Annotated in this window: 23 protein-coding genes; 6 read left to right on the top strand and 17 right to left on the bottom strand. The window is 68.9% G+C overall.

What is annotated here, in order from left to right; genetic code table 11:
- Positions 1–73 precede the first annotated feature (73 nt).
- From SSPN_RS0136875 to SSPN_RS0136855, 5 genes are read left to right on the top strand one after another with little or no spacing between them, the layout of a single operon-like run.
- The gene (locus tag SSPN_RS0136875; RefSeq protein WP_010314944.1) at positions 74–910 is read left to right on the top strand and encodes an enoyl-CoA hydratase/isomerase family protein; all 837 of its coding nucleotides are present in this window, start codon (positions 74–76) and stop codon (positions 908–910) included.
- A gap of 31 nt (positions 911–941) precedes the next feature.
- A complete protein-coding gene (locus SSPN_RS0136870; protein WP_010314942.1) occupies positions 942–2,198 on the top strand; it encodes a bifunctional 3,4-dihydroxy-2-butanone-4-phosphate synthase/GTP cyclohydrolase II in 1,257 nt (418 codons plus the stop codon).
- A gap of 3 nt (positions 2,199–2,201) precedes the next feature.
- Positions 2,202–3,038, top strand: coding sequence for a mycofactocin-coupled SDR family oxidoreductase (locus SSPN_RS0136865; RefSeq protein ID WP_010314940.1), 837 nt, complete (start codon positions 2,202–2,204; stop codon positions 3,036–3,038).
- A gap of 10 nt (positions 3,039–3,048) precedes the next feature.
- A complete protein-coding gene (locus SSPN_RS47730; protein WP_010314939.1) occupies positions 3,049–3,468 on the top strand; it encodes a nuclear transport factor 2 family protein in 420 nt (139 codons plus the stop codon).
- Between the two features lie 28 nt (positions 3,469–3,496).
- On the top strand, positions 3,497–3,997 hold the full coding sequence (locus SSPN_RS0136855) for a flavin reductase family protein (RefSeq protein WP_010314936.1): 501 nt from the start codon (positions 3,497–3,499) through the stop codon (positions 3,995–3,997).
- Between the two features lie 596 nt (positions 3,998–4,593).
- On the opposite strand, the gene SSPN_RS0136850 is transcribed toward SSPN_RS0136855, so the two are convergent.
- Genes SSPN_RS0136850 through SSPN_RS0136810 form a run of 9 tightly spaced genes read right to left on the bottom strand, consistent with a single transcriptional unit; the run spans position 4,594 to position 12,976 of the window.
- Positions 4,594–5,481, bottom strand: a complete 888-nt coding sequence (locus SSPN_RS0136850) for an acyl-CoA dehydrogenase family protein (protein WP_044576784.1) — start codon at positions 5,479–5,481, stop codon at positions 4,594–4,596.
- Positions 5,478–6,614 carry an acyl-CoA dehydrogenase family protein gene (locus SSPN_RS0136845; RefSeq protein WP_237710937.1) on the bottom strand — a complete coding sequence of 379 codons (1,137 nt, stop codon included), beginning with the start codon at positions 6,612–6,614 and terminating at the stop codon, positions 5,478–5,480. Before SSPN_RS0136845 ends, SSPN_RS0136850 begins: the two co-directional genes overlap by 4 nt.
- A complete protein-coding gene (locus SSPN_RS0136840; RefSeq protein ID WP_010314929.1) occupies positions 6,611–7,444 on the bottom strand; it encodes an enoyl-CoA hydratase-related protein in 834 nt (277 codons plus the stop codon). The genes SSPN_RS0136845 and SSPN_RS0136840 overlap by 4 nt, the downstream gene beginning before the upstream one ends.
- A 1-nt stretch (position 7,445) precedes the next feature.
- Entirely contained in the window at positions 7,446–8,909 is a 1,464-nt protein-coding gene (locus SSPN_RS47725) for a carboxyl transferase (protein ID WP_010314927.1), read from the bottom strand.
- 8 nt (positions 8,910–8,917) lie between these two features.
- Complete coding sequence (locus SSPN_RS0136830) at positions 8,918–10,276, bottom strand: acetyl-CoA carboxylase biotin carboxylase subunit (protein WP_010314925.1); 1,359 nt, start codon at positions 10,274–10,276, stop codon at positions 8,918–8,920.
- 1 nt (position 10,277) lies between these two features.
- The gene (gene accB / locus SSPN_RS0136825; RefSeq protein ID WP_010314924.1) at positions 10,278–10,748 is read right to left on the bottom strand and encodes an acetyl-CoA carboxylase biotin carboxyl carrier protein; all 471 of its coding nucleotides are present in this window, start codon (positions 10,746–10,748) and stop codon (positions 10,278–10,280) included.
- Between the two features lie 35 nt (positions 10,749–10,783).
- Positions 10,784–11,629 carry a cyclase family protein gene (locus SSPN_RS0136820; RefSeq protein WP_010314923.1) on the bottom strand — a complete coding sequence of 282 codons (846 nt, stop codon included), beginning with the start codon at positions 11,627–11,629 and terminating at the stop codon, positions 10,784–10,786.
- Positions 11,630–11,645: 16 nt separating this feature from the next.
- A complete protein-coding gene (locus tag SSPN_RS0136815; RefSeq protein WP_010314922.1) occupies positions 11,646–12,290 on the bottom strand; it encodes a 3-oxoacid CoA-transferase subunit B in 645 nt (214 codons plus the stop codon).
- Entirely contained in the window at positions 12,287–12,976 is a 690-nt protein-coding gene (locus SSPN_RS0136810; protein WP_010314921.1) for a 3-oxoacid CoA-transferase subunit A, read from the bottom strand. The genes SSPN_RS0136815 and SSPN_RS0136810 overlap by 4 nt, the downstream gene beginning before the upstream one ends.
- A gap of 583 nt (positions 12,977–13,559) precedes the next feature.
- Here SSPN_RS0136810 and SSPN_RS47720 point away from each other — a divergent pair.
- A complete protein-coding gene (locus SSPN_RS47720) occupies positions 13,560–14,273 on the top strand; it encodes a GntR family transcriptional regulator (RefSeq protein ID WP_010314920.1) in 714 nt (237 codons plus the stop codon).
- Positions 14,274–14,286: 13 nt separating this feature from the next.
- On the opposite strand, the gene SSPN_RS0136800 is transcribed toward SSPN_RS47720, so the two are convergent.
- From SSPN_RS0136800 to SSPN_RS47690, 8 genes are read right to left on the bottom strand one after another with little or no spacing between them, the layout of a single operon-like run.
- Positions 14,287–14,478 (bottom strand): ferredoxin, encoded by a 192-nt coding sequence (locus tag SSPN_RS0136800; protein WP_010314919.1) that lies wholly within the window; start codon positions 14,476–14,478, stop codon positions 14,287–14,289.
- Positions 14,475–15,758 (bottom strand): NADH-ubiquinone oxidoreductase-F iron-sulfur binding region domain-containing protein, encoded by a 1,284-nt coding sequence (locus tag SSPN_RS47715; RefSeq protein WP_010314918.1) that lies wholly within the window; start codon positions 15,756–15,758, stop codon positions 14,475–14,477. Before SSPN_RS47715 ends, SSPN_RS0136800 begins: the two co-directional genes overlap by 4 nt.
- A complete protein-coding gene (locus tag SSPN_RS47710; protein WP_010314915.1) occupies positions 15,755–16,792 on the bottom strand; it encodes a phosphotriesterase family protein in 1,038 nt (345 codons plus the stop codon). Before SSPN_RS47710 ends, SSPN_RS47715 begins: the two co-directional genes overlap by 4 nt.
- Positions 16,789–17,604: an HpcH/HpaI aldolase family protein gene (locus SSPN_RS47705; protein ID WP_010314913.1), complete on the bottom strand. Its 816-nt coding sequence runs from the start codon at positions 17,602–17,604 to the stop codon at positions 16,789–16,791. The genes SSPN_RS47710 and SSPN_RS47705 overlap by 4 nt, the downstream gene beginning before the upstream one ends.
- Positions 17,601–18,713 (bottom strand): amidohydrolase family protein, encoded by a 1,113-nt coding sequence (locus tag SSPN_RS47700; RefSeq protein ID WP_010314911.1) that lies wholly within the window; start codon positions 18,711–18,713, stop codon positions 17,601–17,603. The genes SSPN_RS47705 and SSPN_RS47700 overlap by 4 nt, the downstream gene beginning before the upstream one ends.
- Positions 18,710–19,222 (bottom strand): Rieske (2Fe-2S) protein, encoded by a 513-nt coding sequence (locus SSPN_RS0136775; protein WP_010314910.1) that lies wholly within the window; start codon positions 19,220–19,222, stop codon positions 18,710–18,712. Before SSPN_RS0136775 ends, SSPN_RS47700 begins: the two co-directional genes overlap by 4 nt.
- Positions 19,219–20,445, bottom strand: a complete 1,227-nt coding sequence (locus SSPN_RS47695) for an alpha-hydroxy acid oxidase (protein ID WP_010314908.1) — start codon at positions 20,443–20,445, stop codon at positions 19,219–19,221. The genes SSPN_RS0136775 and SSPN_RS47695 overlap by 4 nt, the downstream gene beginning before the upstream one ends.
- A complete protein-coding gene (locus tag SSPN_RS47690; protein WP_010314907.1) occupies positions 20,446–21,603 on the bottom strand; it encodes an amidohydrolase family protein in 1,158 nt (385 codons plus the stop codon). It abuts the gene before it with no gap.
- Positions 21,604–21,611 lie beyond the last annotated feature (8 nt).

Raw genomic sequence — 21,611 nt, 5'->3', positions numbered from 1 at the left:
CTTGAAAAGGTACTCAACCAACCGTTAGGTTGCCAGTGTCACAGCGCGACAGCGTGACAACGAGGAGGACAAGGTGCCCAGGCGGAACGAGACACCGGCGAACGACACGCCTGCCGAGGTGCGCCTCGAGCGCGAGGGACCGATCGCGTGGCTGACCCTCGACCGGCCGGAGCGGCTCAACGCGCTGTCCATGCGCATGCTCGACGAGCTCGCCGAGCACCTGTCCGTACTGGAGAGCTCCGATACGCGAGTGGTCATCCTGCGCGGCGCGGGCCGCGCCTTCTCTGCCGGCTACGACGTGTCCGGCGAATCCGAAGAGATCGGCGACGCGCACACCCGCAGCTCGGTGGCCGACCGCGACCGGCAGGCGGCATACATCGACCGCTTCACGCGGATCTGGCGGCATCCGCAGCCCGTGATCGCCGCGGTGCACGGGTACTGCATGGCCGGAGCCACCCAGCTCGCGTTGTTCTGCGACATCACCGTCGTCGCCGAGGACACGCAGCTCGCCGCCTCACCCGCGATCCCGCTGGGCGGCGGGTTCATCTCACCCCTGTGGTCGTTCCAGATCGGCCCGCAGCGCGCGAAGGAGATGTCCTTCGTGCCCGGTCGCCGCATCGACGGGCGCACGGCCGTGGAGTGGGGATTCGGCAACACCGCGGTCCCGCCTGGCGAGCTGGAGAAGTACGTGCGCGAGCTGGCGTTGTCCATCGCGAAGACACCGGCGTCGATCCTGCGGATGAAGAAGCTCGCCGTGAACCGGGTGCAGGAGATGCAGGGGTTCCTCACCGTGGCGGGCCTGGGTGCCGACACCGACGCGCTGATCCACACCACGCAGGACGTGGCCGAATTGCAGGAACTGGTCAAGGAGATCGGCCTCAAGCAGGCCATCGCACGCTTCCGCGGCTGACGAGCCCGCTGGCGGAACAAGGAGGTTCCCGATGCCCACGACACCAGCCGAATCGGTCCGGCAGGCCGTCACTGCGCTCGCCGAAGGACGGATGATCATCGTGGTCGACGACCACGACCGGGAGAACGAGGGCGATCTCGTTCTCGCCGCGGACAGCGTGACTCCCGAGCAGATGACATTCCTGGTGCGGCACACGACCGGCATCGTGTGCACCCCGATGGCCGGTGACCGCGCCGACGCGCTCGGCCTGCCGCTGATGGTCGAGGACAACACCGACGCCCACGGCACCGCGTTCACCGTGTCCGTCGACCACCTCGACGCCGGCACCGGGGTTTCGGCGACGGCCCGCGCGCTCACCTGCCGCGCCCTGGCCGATCCCGCCACCCGGCCGGAACAGCTGCGCCGGCCGGGGCACCTGTTCCCGTTGCGGGCTAGGGAAGGCGGCGTGCTGGTCCGGGCCGGGCACACCGAGGCGGCCGTGGACCTGCTGCGGCTGGCCGGACGCGGCACGGTCGGCGTGATCAGCGAACTGGTCGCCGCCGACGGTGAAATGCTCCGCGGTGCGGCACTTACCGCCTTCGCCAAGGAGAACGACCTCCTGCTGCTCGCGATCGCCGACCTGGTCCGCTACCGCAGGGCGACCGAGGAGCTCGTCGAGCCGGTGGGCGAGTCCGCGATGCCGACCGTGTTCGGTGACTTCCGTGCTGTGTCCTACCGGTCCAGGCTCGACGGCACCGAGCACCTGGCCCTCGTCCTCGGTGACCTCGCCACCGAAGGCCACACCGAACGCGGCGCACTGGTGCGCGTCCACAGCGAATGCCTCACCGGCGACATCATTGGATCGCTGCGCTGCGACTGCGGCACCCAGCTCGAACAAGCGCTGGAGACGATCGCGGAGGAAGGCTGCGGCGCCGTCGTCTACCTGCGCGGCCACGAAGGCCGGGGAATCGGGCTCGGGCACAAGATCCGCGCCTATGCGCTGCAGGAGCAGGGCATGGACACGGTCGACGCCAACCTCGCCCAAGGGCTGCCCGTCGACTCGCGCAGCTACGGCGTAGGCGCGCAGATCCTCGGCCACCTCGGCGTCCGCAGACTCAGGCTCATCACCAACAATCCGGCCAAGTACGGCGGGCTGGAGGGCTACGGCCTGGAGATCGCCGACCGGATCACGCTCCCGGTCAGCCACAACCCGCACAACGTCCGTTACCTGCGCACCAAACGGGACCGGCTGGGACATCTGCTGCCCAGCCCGAACCGTTCGTCCGCCGACCAGCAAAGGAGCTCCTGAACCATGACCGGACGCGTCGAGGGCAAAGTCGCATTCATCACCGGGGCGGCCCGCGGCCAGGGCCGCGCGCACGCGATCACGCTCGCGCGGGAGGGCTCGGACATCATCGCGGTCGACATCTGCGAGGACATCCCCGGCGTCCCCTACCCCGGCGGCACCCGCGAGGAACTGGCCGACACCGCGAACGCCGTCGAAGCACTGGGCAAGCGCGTCATCACGGCCGTCGCGGACGTGCGTGACCTGCCGACGCTGACGGCAGTAGTCGACCAGGGTGTGGCGGAATTCGGCAGGCTCGACATCGTCGCCGCCAACGCGGGGATCGCGGCGGCACCCACCACGGCGTCCGGGATGGACTACTCCGTGTGGCAAGACATGATCGACATCAACCTCAACGGCGCCTACCACACCTGCCGGGCCGCGATCCCGCACATCCAGGCGGGCGGCCGCGGCGGCGCGATCGTCATCACCAGCTCGGTCGCGGGGCTGCACCCGTTCGCCAACATCCCGCACTACGTGACGTCCAAACACGGTGTCGTCGGCCTGACCAAGTCCCTCGCGCTCGAGCTGGGCCCGGAGGGTATCCGCGTCAACAGCATCCACCCCACGCAGGTGGCCACACCGATGGCGGACAACGAGGCGACCTGGCGGATGTTCCGGCCGGACCTGGAGGCCCCCACGCGCGAGGACTTCCTCGAGGCCGCCCGCACCCTGCAGGTGCTCCCGACCCCGTGGGTCGAGCCCGAGGACATCGCCAACGCCCTGCTGTTCCTGGTGTCCGACGACGCCCGGTTCATCACCGGCGCCGCGCTTCCCGTCGACGCCGGCGCCCTGCTGAAATGACGGAGGCGACGTGACCAGGCCGGAGATCGCGGAGCTCTACGCGCGGTACGCCCAGTACTACGACGACGGGCGCGCCGAGCAGTTCGGCTCGCTGTTCACCACGACCGCGACGTTCCTCCGCGCACCCGGCACTGAGCCGGTGACCGGGCGGGACGCGATTGCCGGCCTGGTCCGCGCCGCCGGAACCCCCACGGGCATCCGGCACCTGATCTCGTCGATGATCGTCGTCGCCGGGCCCGGCGACGTGGCCTCCGGATCCGCGTACGTGCAGGCCGTGAGGGTAGACGAACATGCGGTGCGGCTGGTGACGCTGGGCCGCTACACCGACGAATTCCGGTTAGAGGACGGCGCATGGCGATTCCACGTCCACTCCTACGAACCGTTCACCGCGGCCGGCCTGCGCGGCGCCGTCCTCGCCGGAGAACCCTGACCATTCCCCCTGTTCTCGGAGGGTAACGATGATCCAGCTCGAACCGCTGAGCGGTGATCCACGCACGCTCCGGCAGGCCTTCGGCTGCTTCCCGTCCGGGGTGACTGCGGTGTGCGCGCTGATCGACAAGGTACCCATCGGCATGGCGGCCAGCTCGTTCACCTCGGTCTCGATGGACCCACCGCTCGTGTCAGTCTGCGTGCAGGACACCTCGGCGACGTGGCCCAAGCTCCGGCCCCGGGCCCGCCTCGGCGTCAGCGTCCTCGCGGAAGGGCACGACGCGGAATGCCTTAGCCTGTCCCGGAAGGAGGGCGACCGGTTCGCCGGGGTGTCGTGGGAGACGACGGCCGACGGTGCCGTTTACGTCCGCGGGGCGACGGCTTGGCTGGACTGCTCTGTGGAGCGTGAGCTGCCGGCGGGAGACCACGCGATCGCCCTGTTGCGCGTCCACGGGCTGCGGGCCGATCCCGGGGCCGCTCCCCTGATCTTCCACGGCAGCCGCTTCCGCACCCTCGCCGCAGTCGACTGAGGACGCCTTGACCGCACCGTTCGGGAAACGTGTAAAAACCGAGAGCTCCGCTGTCTGATAAGCGTGTCACCACTAGTGAAATCACCGCCGCGGAGAGCGTTCCCAGCAATCCCGGCGACTCCATAACCGTGACGGCGCCCGGTTGTCGCCAGCAGATGCGGCCCAAGGCCGCCACCCAACCCACCCGGGTGAATTTTTCGAGGTGAGGGGCACCCTTGGGCGGCATAGCTACCAAAGGGTGCCCCTCACCTCTCACCTGGTGGTGTGGTTTGGGTGAACGCGCTGGGCTGACTAGAAGTGCGCTAGAGCGGCGAGGGCTGTACTGGCTTGGGTCTTCCCGTGGCGGTACCCGCAGCGCCGCACGCCTGGCATTGAAAGATCCGTTCGGACAGGCGCGGTTTGGCTTTCAGCACCCGACAGCCTTTCCATTGACCGGATTGCGGGGCGACACGCCGTAGTAGCTGAAGCTGGACGCAGTGTTTGATCGGTAGAAGTCCGGCGATCTATCCGGATAGGAGGTCGCATGGCTTCGGTGGATAGGCCCGAACGGGACGTCACCGTCATCGTCCTGCCTCCGGCGGTTGCTGGGCGGCTGATCAGCCGTGCCGGTCCTCCAGCGCGGAGACCAGCTCGCGGGCCATCATCATCTGCCGCAGCGGGAAATGCAGCCCCATCTCCCAGGTGAACCCGAGGCCACCGTGCACCTGGATCGCCAGCTCGGCGATGTCGATGCCGCGGTCGATCGCGAACAACGCACCGCGGAACCCCTCCGCTGGCCGCTCGGCGGCCCAGATGACCGCGGTCTCGGCCAGTTCGGCCGCGATCACGGCGTCGGCGAGGTGGTGTTTGACCGCCTGGAACGCACCGACCGGTTTGCCGAACTGCTTGCGCTCGGCGACGAAGGCGTTCGAGTCGGACAGGAGTCGCTCGGCGCCGCCGGTGGCCTCGGCCGCCAGCAGGATGGCGACCTCCCGGGCAACCGGATCCGTGAGCGCGGTCCCGGCGTCCGACTCGACGCCGCGCATCGTCAGCGCCAGGTCGTCCACGTCACCCGCGGGCACGTCGGTCAGCCGGTCGGGCCCGGTACCGAGCCCGGTCACCAGTCGGATGCCCGGCACCTGGCCGAACGGCACGTAGGCCCGCGTCGTGCCGGAAAGCGGCAGCGCCAGTGTGACCGGCCCGTCGTGTGCCGCGGCCGCCGCGGAATGACGCTTGGCGACCAGCGACGGGATCAGCGGCAACGGGACGCAGCCGTAGCCCCAAGCGCGGGCGACCTCCGCGAGATCACGAACCGAGGCACCGTTGTCGGGATGGCCGAGGAGATCCCACCCGCCGGAGGCCAGGACGGCCCACGACATGGGCGACGCACCCTCGGCGTAGGTGGCTATCGGCGATCCCGAGGTCGCCCGGCGGAGCACATCCCGGATCGCCTCCGCCGCCAGTGCGCCCATTTCGGACGGTGCCGCGGTCATGGTGTGTGTCATCGCGGCAGTCCCAGGATGCGTTCGGACAGGATGTTGCGCTGGATCTCGTTGGTACCGGAGTAGATGCTGACGGCGCGCGCCTCCAGGTACTGGTAGCGCCAGTGCTCGCGGTGGGTGTGTGGCGCGGTGGACAGCCCCAGGCGGGTCACGTCCTGCCACAGCTCGCTCCACATCACCTTGAGCACCGACGCCGACCGCTGGAACGCGCTGTCCGCGTCGGCTTCCCGGTCGACGACCTTGGCCAGCTGCCAGCGCAGCAACTCGGCCCGGACGTCGAGGTTGCGCAGGTGACCAGCCAGCTCCGGCCGGTCCCCGACGGTCTCGAGCAACAGGTCCAGATCGGACCGGATCTCTACGTAGCGCGAGGCCGTCTCGACACCACCGCGCTCGTCGCCGAGCACCCGCATGGCGACCTGCCAGCCCTCGCCGTCGGCGCCGACCCGGTCGTCCGCGGAGACGAAGACGTCGTCGAACCGGACCTCGGCGAAATGCACCGCCCCTGAGATCTGCCTGATGTCGCTGATCGTGATGCCCGGCTGGGCCATGTCGACCAGCAGCATGGTCAGGTTGCGATAGCGACCGGCATCGGGCTGGGTCTGCGCGAGCACGAGACAGCGCTGTGCGTGCTGCGCGAAGGAGGTCCAGACCTTGCGCCCGGTCAGCAGGTAGCCGCCCTCCACCGGGCGGGCGCGGGTCTGGATGCCGGCCAGGTCGGACCCGGCCTCGGGTTCCGAGAAGCCCTGACACCACACCTCCTCGCCGCGCATCATCGGCGGCAGGTAGGTCTCGCGCTGCCCCGGCGTTCCGCTCTTGATCAGCATGGGTGCGACGAGCGTCTTGCCGACGCGGGTGAACCCGTCGGGCGCCTGGACCTTGCCGGCGAGCACGTGGAACACGACCTCTTCGGCCAAGCCGAGACCACGCCCGCCGAACTTCGCCGGGATGGATAGACCGGAGTAACCGCCCTTCCACAGCATGCGGTCCCACTCGCGGCGGAGCGCATCGGACTCCTTACCGGCCAGCCTGCCGCGGTTCTCTCTCCACCGGGCAGGCACCGCGGTCGCGAGCCACTTCTCCGCCTCGGACGCGAACGTCTCGAGGTCACGGGCGCCGCGCGTCGCCACAGACGTCACGATCGTCCTCCGAACTCTTCCATGAACGGCGCGTTGAACGCCGCGATAGCGCATTTCAAGCCGAGCGACTTGATCGACTCCTGGAAGTGCTTGACCTCCGGGGTCTGGTGCAGCAGCGCGTCGGTCTCGGCGCCGGTCCGGGCGTGGGTCAGCAGTCCCTGCTGCTCTACCGTCCGGTTGACGGCTTCCTTCTTCAGACGCAGCAACGGTGCGGGGGTGCGCGCGAGCGAATGCGCGGTCCGCCGTACATAGGTCGCGAGCTCCTCGGCGGGCACCGCTTCGGCCGCCCAGCCCCAGTCCGCCGCGACCTTCCCCGAAATCCTGCGGCCAGCGTCGAACGACATCAGCTTCGCTCGCTGGGGACCGACCCGGTGCACCCACAACGGTGACAGGTAGCCGCCGCCCAGCGGCAGCGCGGGCGAGGTCATGATCTCCGCGTCCTCAGCGACGATCGTGATGTCGCACAGGGAGGCCAGTTGCGCTCCGCCGGCCACACAGTACCCGTGGACCTGCGCGATCACCGGCTGCGGGTGCCGCCAGATCCGGGTGAACAACTCGATGTTGCCCAACAATCGGTCACGATCCTGCACCGGCGTGCGTTCGGCTGCGTACCCGACCTCCGCGGAGTCGGGTGCGATGTCATAGCCCGCGCAGAACGACCGTCCCTCGCCGCGGATGACGACCACGCCGACGTCGGTCGACGCGCTCTCCTCGAGCGCGTCGCCCAGGCTCTCGAGAAGGTCGTCGGACAGCGCGTTGAGCCGCTCGGGCCGGTTCAACGTCATCCAGGTGACCGGGCCGTCACGCTCGACCAGCAAGCACTCACCCACGTCAGCTCGCTTTCCGCAGTTTCAGGCTGAAGTCCGGTGTGGACACCGCGAACGAGCGGCTGCCGCCGGGATCGCCGATCAGGTCGAGGATCGCATCGACGACGCGGTTCGCGCTGCGCCGCGGGTCCGTACGAACCGGTCCCTTGGCGATCGTCCGGTCGACCTCCTCGTCGGAGAACATGTACCGGAGCAATAATTCCTCGTCGGAGATCCCGCCCGGGAAGTTCTTGCGGATCTCGGCCAGCGACGGATTCGGCCGTTCCCAGTCCGATAGTTGCTTGGCACGCGGGCTGCTCAAGATCCGGTCCAGAACGTCGGGCGCGATCGGCGCGGGCAGCGGCCCGTAGTGACCAAGGGCGTAGTGGACGACCTCGTCGGGCACCATTTCGTAGGGCTTGCCGGTGACGATGTTTAGCACGGCCTGGATGCCGACGAACTGGGAGAACGGTGTGGCCATGATCGGCGACCCCAGCTCGACGCGGACCTGTGGGATCGCTTCGAGGACCTCCCGCAGGCGGTGCCCCATGCCGTGGCGTTCGAGCTGGTTGATCAGTGTCCCGGTCATCCCGCCCGGCAGCTGGTGGTCGTAGATCCGCGGATCGTACTCGGCCGGCACACCCAGCGGATGCCCGCCGATCCGTGCCGCCTCTTCCAGGTTCGCCGCGACGGGCGCGAAGGTCGAGGTGTCCAGGCCGTGCGTGTGGCCGAGGTCCTCGACGATCACGCTCATCATCTCGGTCGAGGGCAGCGAGGGCCCGTTGGCCAGCGGCCGGGACGCGGTGTGCAGGCGCTGGAACCCGCTTTCCACCGCGACGACGTAGTTGTGCTGCGCCAGCCCCGTCGTGTTGTGCGCGTGCATCTCCAGCGGGATGTCTCCGGTCGCCGTGCGGATCGCGGGAAGCAGGGTTTTGGCACGCTCCGGCTTCAGCACGCCCGCGGCGTCCTCAACGTAGACGGACTCCACGCCCGGCCACGAAGCCATCTGCCCGGCGCGCTCGGCGAAGAACGCGTCGTCGTGCACATCCGTCAGGCCGTACATCACCGCGGGCACCGGCTGCCCGCCTGCCTTGGTGACCACCTCGGCCATGTGCCGCATGGTCTCCATGTCGTAGAGGCAGTCGTACAGCCAGAAACTGGTCGCGCCATGCTTGACCAGCGTCGCGATCCACAGGTCCAGCACGGCCTGCGGGGTGTGCGCGAACCCGGCACAGCTGATGGTCCGCAGGCCCGAGCGCAGCTCGTTCCCGCCGAGGCCGGCGACGAGGAAGTCCAGGGTGCCCCACGGGTCGTCGTGATATTCGCGCAGCAGCACGGTGAACATGCCGGCGCCGGTGAGGTCGATCGTGCGGTACCCGGCGCGCCTGAGGTACGGCAACGCGGGCGCGGCCTCGAACGCGCGCATCCGCATGCCCCACAAGCTCTGCTGACCGTCGCGCAGGCTCTGGTCGACGAAATCGATGTGCATGCGTGCTCCTAGTCCGCCAGCCACGAGGGCAGGAACTGCTCTTCGAGCCAGCGGGTGGTCACCGGCCCCGCGGCGAACGCGGGGTCGCCGAGAATCGCGCGGTGGACGTCGACGGTGGTCGAAATGCCTTCGGCGCGAGTGCGATCGAGCGTCCGGCGCATCAGGTCGATGGCCGCGGGACGGTCGGGAGCGTGCACGATCACCTTCGCGACGAGCGAGTCGTACCAGGGCGCCACCACCGCACCGTCGTGGGCGTAGGTGTCGACGCGGACACCCGCCCCCTGCGGGACGGTCCACCTGTCGATCCGGCCGGGGGTGGGCCGGAAGTCCGTTCGCGGGTCCTCGGCGTTGATACGGCACTCGATGGCGTGACCGTCGAGCCGCACGTCCTCCTGCCGGAACGACAGCCGTTCACCGCGGGCGATCCGCAGCTGCTCGCGCACGATGTCGACGCCGGTCACCATCTCGGTGATCGGGTGCTCGACCTGGACGCGGGCATTGACCTCGAGGAAGACGTAACGGTGGGTCTTGGCGTCCACCAGGAACTCCACGGTGCCCGCCCCCACATAGCCCAGTGCCCGGCACAGCTCCACCGCGGAGGTGCGGACGGCCTCGGCGAGCTCTTCCGGAAGACCCGCGCCGGGTGCCTCCTCGATGATCTTCTGATACCGGCGCTGCGTCGAGCAGTCCCGCTCGCCGAGGTGGCACACGGTGCCGTGCGTGTCGGCGAGGATCTGCACCTCGACGTGACGCGCCTTCTCGATGTAGGGCTCCAGGTAGACCGTCCCGTCACCGAACGCCCGCTGGGCCTCCGTGGAGGAACGGGCGAAGCCCTCCCGCAGGTCCGCCACGTCACGCACGATCGTCATACCGCGACCGCCACCGCCCGCGGAAGCCTTCAGCAGCAACGGGAAGTTGTCCAGCGCTTCGGCGGCGCGCACAGCGTCCTCGACGTCGCGGAGACCGGGCGTGCCTTTGCCAGCCGGGATCCCGGCCTTCTCCGCGACCGCGCGGGCACCCAGCTTGGACCCCGAACGTCGCATGATGTCCGCGGGCGGTCCGACGTAGGTGATCTTGTTCTCTTCGCAGGCGTTGACCAACTCGGGACGCTCGGACAGGAAGCCGTAGCCGGGGTGCAGGGCGTCGCATCCAGCGTAGAGCGCCGCCGCGACCACACGGTTCACGGACAGGTAGCTCTCCGCCGCCGACGCGGGCCCGATGACGACCACCCGGTCGGCGAGCCGCGCGGCGAGCGAATCGGTGTCGGCCGCCGAGACGGCCAGGACACTTTCGATCCCCTCGTCGAAGCAGGCACGCACGATCCGGACGGCGATCTCACCACGGTTGGCGATGAGCAGGCTGCGCATGTCAGTTCTCCGGCCGGATCGTCACCAGCGGGGTACCGAACTCGACGCCCTGCGCGTTCTCCACGTGCACCGCGGTCACGGTCCCGGCCACCTCGGCGGTCACGTTGCCCATCAGCTTCATCACCTCGACGATGCCGACCGTGTCTCCGACGGCCACCTTCGAGCCGACCTCGACGAACGGCTTCGCCCCCGGCTCCGGCGCACGCCAGAAGATGCCGACGCTCGGCGCGGTCACCACGTGGCCGCCCTCCTCCTCGGCGGGCTCGGGAGGCAGCGGGGCGGGCGCGGCGGGAGCTGGGGCTGGGGCTGGGGCTGGGGCTGGGGCCGGTTCCGGGGAGGACGCGGAGTCGAGCCTCGCGCCGTTGCGGGCGACCGCGACCCGGACGTCCCCGACGACGACCTCTGCTTGGTCCCATCCGGATTCCTGCAAGGCGGCGACGATGAGCTTGATGTCCACCGGGGTGAGCGACATTGATCTGTCCTTCAGTTCAAGCGGTTCGGTTGGTGTCACACGAAGGCGAGGGGGCGGATGGGCGAGCCGGTCCCGCCCTTGATGCGCAGCGGTGCGGCCATGAAGAAGAACCCGTCGTGCACGCCGTCCGCCGCGAGCCCTTCCAGGTAGACCGACTCCATGATGGGGATCGCGGACCTCACGAGCAGATGCACGTGGACGTCGAGCGCGGGGACCGTCCACTCGGGCTTGTGCTCGAAACTCGCCGTGTCCCCACCCACCGCGAGAACTCCGCGCGAGGACAGCCACTCGGCTCCGGACAGCGACACACCCGGGAGTCCCACGCCGGTGCCGAGGTAGCGGTCCGGCTCCTCCCAGGACTTCATCAACCCGGTGCGGAACAGGACGATCGAACCAGGCCCCGGCTGCGGCCTGTCGGCGAACCACTCGTCGAGCTCCGGTGCGCCGAAACCGTCCCGGTTCGTCATCTCGCGTCCGAAAAGGACTTCCCCGTCGACGAGGTGTCCCCGCCCGACCAGCGGTGGAAGTTCTTCGACCGAACCGATCGGCACTCCGTCCTCTTCAGACTGCAGGGAGGTGATGTTGCGTTCGCCCGCGATGCACCCGTCGACCGAGATGTGCCCGAGGGAGTCGACGTGGGTGCCGCAGTGACCCGGCATCGACATCAGCTCCATCGCCGCCGAAATGCCGTTGGGGTAGTTGTGGTCGCCGTGCTGTTGCACGAGCCGGTACCCGTAGCGCTGGTGTGCGGCGTGCTGCGTCATGCCCACCTCCAGCCGCACCGCCAGGTCGTAGGCCTTCGATGTCCGATCGGGCCAGCTCATCGGCCCGCGCCAGGCTTCTCCGCCCCAGGGCACCGGGGTGACACTCGTCGCCGTCATGACCTTCCTTCCCTGGTCAGGCCGCAACGGCGTCGACGAGATCGAGACCACTGCACTCACGGAGCGCCTCGATCCCCACGCCACCGGCGAGTTCGACGACACGGAAACCGTCCGCGGACGGCTCGAAGACCCCGTGATCGGTGTACACCCGCTCCACACAGCGCGTCGCGGTCAGGGGATAGCTGCAGGACTCCACGAGCTTGCACTCGCCGGAGCGCGTGAAAAGATCCATCGCCACGAAGACGTGCCGGGCACCGACCGCGAGGTCCATCGCGCCGCCGACACCGGGGATCACCGTCGGTGATGTCGTCCGCCAGTTGGCGAGGTCACCGTCCTGCGACACCTGGTAGGCGCCGATCACGCAGTAGCTCAGGTGCCTGCCGCGGATCATTCCGAACGACTCGGCGTGGTCGAAATACGCCGCACCGGGTGTCTCGGTGACATGGATCTTGCCCGCGTTGATCAGGTCCGGGTCGACCTCGTCCCCGGTCGCTGCGCGCCCCATCCCCAGCATGCCGTTCTCGGTGTGGAGGATGAACTGCTTGCCCTCCGGGACGTGGTCGGCCACCAGCGTGGGCATGCCGATCCCCAGGTTCACGTAGGCACCGTCCGGGATGTCCCACGCTACCCGGGCGGCGATCTCGTGCCGCGACCAGCTCATCGCTCATCCTCCGCTCCAGCGTCCGCCCCGAGGACCACCCGGTCGACGTAGATCCCCGGCGTCACAACGGTTTCCGGATCGATCGCCCCGACTTCGGCGATGCCACCCACCTCGGCGATGGTCACTTCGGCGGCGGCGGCCATCAGCGGTCCGAAGTTGCGGCCAGTCTTGCGGTAGACGAGGTTGCCGTGCGTATCGGCGCGGTGCGCGCGGACGAGCGCGAAGTCGGCGATGAGCGGGCGTTCGAACACGCACGGGCGGCCGTCGAGGACCCGCACCTCCTTGCCCTCGGCAAGTTCGGTGCCGTAGCCGGTCGGTGTGTAGAACCCGGCGACCCCGGCCCCGGCGGCCCGGATACGTTCCGCCAGCGTCCCCTGCGGCACCAGTTCCAGCTCGATCTCCCCGGCGAGGTAAAGGTCATCGAACACCGTGGACCCGATGGCCTTGGGGAACGAACAGACCACCTTGCGCACCCGCTTGGCCGCGAACAGCTCGGAGATCGCCTCGCCCCCGGCACCCGCGTTGTTGTTGATCACCGTCAGGTCTGTGACACCCGATTCGTACAGCGCCTCGATGAGCAGGTCCGGCTGGCCGGGCGGGCCGAACCCGCTGATCATCACCGTCGCACCGGCACCGATGTCGGCGACGGCCGCCGCGGCCGAGGGGACGACTTTGTCTACCGCCACTCGCGACTCCTTCCGATCCAAACGATTGGTAGGTTACCTGTCCGCCCGCTCGAACGGAAGACGTGCCGCACTCCGCTTCTCACCTGGGTTAGCGATGGATCTTGACCTGAGCGCGAGGCTCGATGGAGTTCCCCGAGTCAAGGTCATCAATTAACTCCCTACCGTTTGTTTGGCTCACTCGGTTCATGGCCGCAGCCGCCGAGTGATCGCCTATCTGGAAGGCAAACGGGCAACCTGCCAACCCAAAACGGTGTCGGCGATCGCGACCTGCCTCAAACACTTCGGGGTGTTCCTCGCCGACATCGACCCGAACTGGGCTCCACCGCCGAGCTGGATCGCCGCAAGCACATCGAGCCCTACCTGACCTCGCTGGTCGATGCGGTCAACCCGAAAAACGACCAGCCGATCACCGTCGCGGACCGATCCCGGCGAGTGCTCGCGCAGATGGGATTCCTGACCGACGTGCGGATCGCCAGATCGGGCACGGTCAGCGGGCCGCGATGGGGCGCGGCGCGGCGGATCTGCTGCCGACGTCGCGGCGCAGGCAGGACGGACGCAGATCGCCGCTGGGTATCATGGAGCTGTGGGACGGGATGAGAAGGAGCAACTGCGCAGCAACGTCGCGAGCGCGATCCGCGACCAGATCATGGCGCGGACCGTTCACCCAGGTGACACTCTCCGACTAGGCCAGCTTGCCGAGCAGCTGGGCGTGAGTATCACACCCGTCCGCGAGGCTCTGCTGCTCCTCTCACAGGACGGCTGGGTGCGCCATGAGCCTAACCGTGGGTTCCGGGTCGCCCCGATCCGGCGGAAGGACGTCGAGGACACCTATCTGATGTGGTCGACGGCGGAGGGTGAGATCGCCGCGCGGGCCGCCACCCGCGCGACGTCCCGGGATGTCGCATATTTGCGGGAGATCGACCAGCGCATCCGTGACGCCGACCCGTCGGACGGCCACCTAGCTACCGAGCTGAACTCCGCTCTGCACCACTACGTGTCGGTGATCGCCGATGCGCCGAAGCTGGATTGGTTCGTGCAGTCCGCGAGCCGGCTTGTCCCGTTGCAGTTCCCGGAGAATTTTCACGTGGTCCCAGGCTGGTCCGAGGTCAACCGGACCCAGCACACGGCCTTGATCGACGCCATCGCCGAGGGCGACGTCGAGGCCGCGCGCAGCGGCACAGCGGCTCATTTCCAGGACACCGGGAACCTGCTCATGCAGTGGCTCGATTCGCTGGAGTTCTGGAGCGAGCCGGAGATGCCGCAGGCGCCCCGCGGAACGGGGCGCCTGGCGGGATGAGCGTTCGGTGCACTCAGGTCGCAATGATGGCGTGCACGGGGCAGTCCGCGACCGCCCGGTTGACCTTGCCCTCCAGCTCGGTGGGGACCTCGCCGTCGCCCTTGACCGAGGCGTAGCCCCACTCGTCGAGCTCGAAGATCTCGGGGCTGTGCTCGGCGCAGGTGCCGAACCCGTCGCACTTCGCGGACTCCAGGCGGACCTTCATGTTTCCTCCGATTCGGGATCGATGTGGGGTGCCGTGCGTTCGGTCGGCCCGAGGGCGGCACAACGCGAACACGGCGCCGCGCGGTGCTCTGCGACCAGTTCGGGGAACTCGCGGAGCAGAGTGGCGGCCACGTTGCAGGCACCGTCGAGGGTGGCGCAGGCGCCCCGCCCGCGCAGCGAGGCCGACCAGCTCTGCAACTTCTCCAGCCGAGCGTCGGAGGCCGTCCCGTCCGCCAGCTCCCGCAATGCACCGGCCATAGCCGCCGTGCCGCGGATGCATGGTCCGCACTGCCTGGCGTTCTCCCGGTCGTAGTAGGCGATGACGTCGGCGGCGGCGGCGACTGGGCAGTCACCCGGCCCCAGGACGGCGACTGCGCCGCAGCCCAGCCCGCTGCCCTCGGCTCTCAACTCGGTGAATCCGAGGGGGATGTCGAGTGCGCGCGGCCCGAGCAGACCGGCGAAGTAGCCGCCCATCAGGAAGCCGACCGGCGCCCCGACGGGCTCGACGAGCTCGCGTAGCGGCCGCCCTAGCGGGACCTCGTAGAGTCCGGGTCGGGTGACGGAGCCGGTCAGCGTGAGCAGCACCGAGTCCGTCTTCACCCCCGCTGCGAGACCAGGGATCCTGGCGAGGGTCTCGACGTTGAGCACGAGCGTCGGACCCCCTCCCACCCCGGACTCGAATGGGCGCGGCGGCTTGTCGGTCGGCAGCGGGGGCCCGCCGTCGATCGCGCGGACCACCGACGACTCCTCGCCCCCGACATAGGTGCGCGGGACTTGCATCACATCGATCGGCACCGGTGTTCCGCCGAGCTCGTCGAGCGCCTTCCGCACGCTGTCGGCGGACATGGTGTCGGAGAGGTAGACGACGGCTCGATCGGCCGCCACCGCGTCGGCTACCCGCAGCAGCCCGTCGAGGACGAGGTGCGGGCGGATCCGCATGAGGTACCGGTCCTTCACTGCGAGCGGTTCGCCCTCGTCGCCGTTCGCGACGATCGTGCGCGGACCCTCCCGGTCGGCGACGGCCCGCATCTTGACGCCGGTCGGGAAGCCGGCGCCGCCGCGACCGCGGAGTTCGGCGGCTTCGACGGCGTCGATCAGGTCCCGGCCGGACACCCCGTTCGGTTGCGCGTACTCGGCCAAGGTCTCTCGGGTGTCCCGGGCCATGACCAACGGCTCCGTCGCCCCGGCAAGGGGCACCAAGGCCATCGCGCCGCTGTTCCAGCGTGCGACCGCGTCCGGGAGGGTGGCCGGAGGTGCGAGGGTGACCAGTTCTGCAGTCACGAGACCCCCGCTCCGAGCGCCTTCGCTGCGACGGCGGCGGTCGCCGCGGCGTCGCCGGTAAGTACCCGGACCGGGTTGATCACCATCATCTGGGTGATCTGCTGCTCGGTGGCCCCGCGCTTGCGGATCTCCGGGAGGATGTGATCGGAGATGCGGTGGTGATGCCAGTTCGGCACGTGCTTCGCTCGGAAGGACGGCGGGGTGTTGATCGAGAAGAACCCGGCATCATGGGAGATGGTGATCCGCTCCGCGTAGCCCTGCTCGAGCAGTGCGACGAGGGTGTCGATGCGGCTGTCGTCGTCGAGCACGAACTCCATGCCGAACCGGTCGAGGCCGATGGTCGAGCCGTTGTCCATGAGCTCCTTGAGGTAGTCCAGGTCGGTGGAGTCGCCGCAGTGCCCGATGACGGTGCGCTCCAGGTCGACGCCGTTGCTCCGGAACCACTTCTGCTGCTCGCGGCCGTTGGCGAAGGCGACGTTCGTGTGCGTGGAGATCGGGACGCCGGTCTCAGCCTGGGCCCGGGCGGCGGCCGTGAAGACCCGCTGGACGTCGGCGGTCATGCCGTGCTCGTCGGTGACCACCTTGATGATCCCGGCCTTGACCCCGTCGGTTCCGGGGATGCCCTTGACGATGTCGTCGATGAACATGACCTCGAGCGGATCCCGGCCGCCTAGGGTCTTCCCCACCAGACCGTCCGGGGCGTGGGTGTGAAAGAAGGTCGGCAGGTCCTTAGCGGTGTAGTACCCGGTGGCCACGACGATGTTGAGCGGCAGGCCCTCGGCGACCTTCTGCACGGTCGGCAGGTAGCGGCCCAGCCCGAGGACGGTGAGATCGACGAAGGTGTCGATGCCCTTGTCCTCGTGCAGCGAGGTGAGGCTCTTCCGGGCCTTCTCGATCATTACCTCCTCGTCCCACTCAGGGTGCGGCAGGTTCTGCTCGAGCTCCGGGTTGTGGGCGAAGAGATGCTCGTGCATCAGCGTCGTGCCGATCTCGGAGCTGTCGATCGGTCCTCGGACGGTGTTGACGGTGCTCATGCGGTGACATCTCCTTCGGTGTCGTCTTCGGTGCTGGTGCGCAGCAGGGCATCCCGGCGGGCCCGTGCGTCCGCGAGACCGGATTTGAGGAAGCTGACGTCGGAGCCAGCGGTGACCATCCGGAAACCGCGGGCGGCCTCCGTGCGCGGGTCGCCGGTGATGCCCGCGGCGATGCCGACCGCGTCGCACGCGGCGCAGATGTCGCGCACAGCGGCGCGATGCCGTGCGTTGCGTGGCCCCTCAGTCGGGGACAGCCCTAGGCTGACGGCGAGATCACCCGGCCCGACGTACACCCCGTGCACGCCCGGGACCGCGGCGATCTCCCCCGCTCTCGCGACACCTTCGATGGTTTCGATCATGACGAGGCAGAGCACCTCGCCGTTGACCGTCTCCGGGTCCGACCCGAGCCCGAAGGCCGAGCGGGTCGGTCCCCAGCTGCGGATTCCGTCGGGGGCGTAGCGGGCCGCCGCAGCGGCACGGCGAGCGTCCTCGGCGGACTCGACCGTCGGGACGATGACGCCCTCGGCACCGGCATCGAGGGCGCGCCCGATCAGCACCGGGTCGTTCGCCGCGACCCTTACCAGCGGTGTGGTGCCGGTGCGCGCAGTGGCCCGCAGCATCTCGACCGGACTGCCTAGACCACCGACGCCGTGCTGCTGGTCGAGGTAGAGATAATCGAACCCGGCGAGTGACAGGGTCTCCGCGATGTGCGGATCCCCCGTGTGACAGGCGAGCCCGACCGCCGTACCGCCCGATTCCAGGATCCGGCGCAGCCGGTTCGGATGTGCGAACGCGGTGAAGGCGTAGCTCATGAGAGGGCCTTGTCCAGTCGATACCACTGCCGCGCGGACTCGGCCATGACCTTTGGCCGCATGGACTCCGGCATCACTTCGAGGACGGCTGCCAGGTCGTCGGTGTGCAGATGCGGGTAGTCCGTGGCGAACAACAGCAGATCCTCGGACCCCAACCATTCGATGACCTTGCGGGCGTGCGCGGCCGGGCCCAGATCGGCCGGGGCGATGGAGAACCGGAAGTGGTCGCGAATGATCTCGGTGGGCAGCCGGTCGACCCAGGGGATCTCGCGGCGCAGGCCCTTCCACTTCTTGTTGACGCTCCAACTCCAGGTGGGTACCCAGGCGAAGCCGCTCTCCAGCATCGTTACGCGCAGGCCAGGGAACTTCTGGAAGATCCCCTCGTAGATCATGCTGGTCATCTGCGCGCCGTAAAGCTGGATTTCCGCCGCGTACTCCTCGGCGTACCAGGAGGCGTAACCGGTTGGGGAGGGCGCGTCCTCGGTGGTGCCACCCCAGCTCAGCCCCATGACCAGGTCGTGGCGGGTCATGGCCTCGTATATCGGCCAGAACACCCGCTGTCCGTAGAGCCGTTCGGACCGGACGGGCATGGTGACCTGCACGATCCGCGGGTGTGAACCGATCCGCTCGATCTCGGCGGCGGCCGCGGCGGGATCGCGCGCCGGGACGACCATCGAGCCGACAAGCCGCGGATCCCGGTCGAGCCACTCCGCGATCAGCCAGTCATTGACCGCGCGGGCCAGCGCGGGGGCCCAGTCGGGGTGACGCAGCGAGTCCACGCCGTAGGCGGTGTTCACGAGTGCCGCGTCGACCCGCCAGGGGTCGAGGACATGCTGCCGCAACAGTTCGACGCTCGACGCCGGCGGCCTGCCCTCCGGCCGCCACTCGTCCCGAGCAGTGGTTGGGGCGCCAGGCGGGTAAGCATGGGCCTCCCCAATGGGTCCTTTCCAGCCGCGCTCCTGCGCGCCCTGCACCCACACCGGTTCGGTGTAAGGGAACAGAGCCTCCAGTGACGGCGGGGTGGCGTGGACGTCGCAGTCCACCACCGGCCCGCTCCACAGGGCGTCCCGGGCGGAGCCCTTCAGCAGGGCGGTGAAAGGGGCGGTCATCTGTTGCCTCCTCGTGCTGGCCGCAGCGATAGCACGACGTAGTCGGATTCCACCGAGACGGGGACCATCTCGGCCTGGAAGGGGCCGGGCAGCCGGTCGATCTCACCGCGTTGGACGGCGGCCTCGATCTCCGCGCCGCCCTCGACGCCCACGGGCAGCGGGCGGGCGCGCAGCCGCGGGTTCCAGTACGACTGGCCGGTCTCGACGTCGAACTCCCAGTTGTGCCAGGGGCAGGTGACGTAGGTGCGGGATTCCTCGAGCCGGACGTCGCCCGGCACGGAGGACTCGACGGCGTTGACCACCTGGCCCTCGCACAGCGGGCCGGCCAGGTGTGGGCAGCGGTTGAGCATCGCGTAGAACCGGCCGCCGACGTTGTAGACGCCGACCTGCCGGCCTCCCACGTCTACGATGCGTCGATCCCCCGGCGGAATCTCGTCGACGCGGGCGACCACGAAGCGGTTGGCGTGCCGGGCCGGTGTGGTCGCGGACCGGGTCTCTGCCGTAGTCACAGGACCTCGACCTCCTTCTTATTGCGGTGAGCGGGGATCGTGTCCTCGTCGAGCCAGCTCGGGTCCAGCTCGGACACCGACTCGCAACCCATCAGGCGCATCGTGCGGACCATCTCGGCGCGCACGAGCTCGAGCACACGCTCGACGCCCGCGGTTCCGCCCGCGGCCAGTCCCCATACCGAGAGCCGCCCAACGAGCACGGCCTTCGCACCCAGTGACAGTGCCTTGAGGACGTCACTGCCGCGGCGGATCCCGCTGTCCAGCAGCACATCCGCCTCGCCGCCGATCGCCTCGACGATTCGCGGGAGGACGTGCAGCGTGGCGGGCGCACCGTCGAGCTGGCGACCGCCGTGGTTCGACACGATCACCGCGTCGGCCCCCGCATCGACGGCACGGCGCGCGTCCTCAGCCGTGAGCAGTCCCTTCACGACGAGGTGGCCGCGCCAGTTCGCGCGCAGCCAGTCAACGTCGGTCCAGGTGGGCGAGTGCGATCCCGCGCCCCCCTTCGTCATCTCGGTGAGCACCATCGGCTTGCCATCTGCGGTGACCTGCGCGGTGTTCGGGATCTCGAAGGGCAGCCCGTCGAGGATGTACCTGGCGAGCCACGCGGGTCGACGCACGAGTTGCGGGGCGAGCTTCACGGCATTACGGGCGTTGACCCGCATCGAGTAGCTGAAACCGTTCTTGAAATCCCGCTCCCGGTAGCCGGACACCGCGGTGTCCACCGTCGCGACCAACGCCGAGTAGCCCGCCTCTTGGGCGCGGTGCATGAGGTGCTCCATCGTGCGACGCGAGGAGAAGCGGTACAGCTGGAACCACTGCGGGCCCCCGACAGCCGCGATCTCCTCGAGGGTGAATCCGGCCGCCGAGCTGGCCACGTGGATCGAGCCGGCGCGCGACGCCGCGGTGGCCACTCCGATGTCGCCGTGCGGGTGCACGAGCCGCATGCCGCCGCAGGGTGCAGTGAGCACGGGCAGCTCGATGCGAGTGCCGAGCACGGTCGTCGTGAGGTCCGGCCGGTCGACCCACGTGGCCATGCGGGGCCGGAACGCGACGTCGCGAAAGGCCTTGGCGTTTCGCCAAAGGGTGACCTCGTCCTCAGCGCCGCCCTCAACGTACTCGCGGATTCCACGAGGCAGGGCGCGCGCCGCGGCCCGGCGCACGTCCTCGTGGTTCAACAGCCGTGCGAGGCGCGCGCGGCGTGCCTTCTCAAGCGCGGACATTCAGGCACCCACCGCCGGGATCCCATGTCCGGGCAGCAGCGGTATGCCGTAGAGGCGGCTCGCGTTCTCGCCCAGGATTCGCCGCCGGCGGTCCAGCGGGAACGTCTCGGGCACCGACTCGTACGGTGAGTCGAAGTCCCAGTGCGGGTAGTCCGAGGAGAACATCAGCCGGTCAGCGAAACCGGACTCCTCGAACATCGCGAATACGTGTGGGGTTTCCTCCAGCCGCTCCGGCTCCTCGATCGGCTGAGTGGAGAACCAGAAGTGCTCGCGCAGGTACTCCGACGGGCGCCGGGTCAGGTGCGGCACCTCGTCGCGGAGCTTGTCGTAGGTGGCGTCGAGTCGCCAGGAAAACGGGGCGGCCCAGTCCCAGCCGAGTTCGAGAAGCGCGATCTTCAATCGTGGAAAGCGTTCAAAGACACCCTCGAAGATCAGGCTCGGCACCATAGAGATCGGCAACACGGCGAAAGCGGCGTGCATCTCCGCGTAGAAGTTCTGCCGGCCCGCCCCCGTCGGCTGGCGGCCCATGCCGGGAACGTGGAAGGCGAGCGGGATGTCGTAGTGCTGACACGCCTCGAAGATCGGCCAGTAACGCTGCTTGCCGAGCGGTTCCTGGCCGGCGGGGGACATCAGGACTTGGACATAGGAGTCGCCGTACGGTCCTTCCTTGCAACGCACGATCTCTTGCTCGGCGCCTGCGAGGTCGCGAGGCAGGGTGATGCTGGCGCGGAACCGGCTGTCGGCGCCCACCCAGGTGTGCGCGAGGGCGTCGTTGTAGGCACGGTAAAGCGCGTAGGCGCACTCGTAGGGCATGTTCGCCCCTCCGCTGGTGATGATGTAAGTCTGCGGACAGGTCAGAACCACCGCAGACATGTCGAACGGATCCAGCACCTGCCGCACGGCCAAGTGCGGGTCGACGCCCACACGGCCACTCTCGTCGACGGCATCGAGCCGGTGGGTGAACTCCCGTTGCGACGGCGAGACGCCGCCGCCGAAGCCGCCTAGCCCGTAGCGGGCGATGTAGGTCCTCCACCGCTCGGGGAGGTGCTCCGCAACCTGCGGGTCTGTAGGCACCGGCATCGGGTGGAAGTCGGTGTCGATGATGCCAAGCCTCTCCGCAGCCGGAGCCCTGGCGGGTCGGGGGTCGGTCAGCGTCATGATCGTTC

It is taken from the genome of Saccharopolyspora spinosa NRRL 18395 (assembly GCF_000194155.1).
Lineage (GTDB): Bacteria > Actinomycetota > Actinomycetes > Mycobacteriales > Pseudonocardiaceae > Saccharopolyspora > Saccharopolyspora spinosa.
The sequence above is the reverse complement of the archived record's forward strand: the minus strand, read 5'-3'. Positions and strand labels throughout refer to the sequence as shown.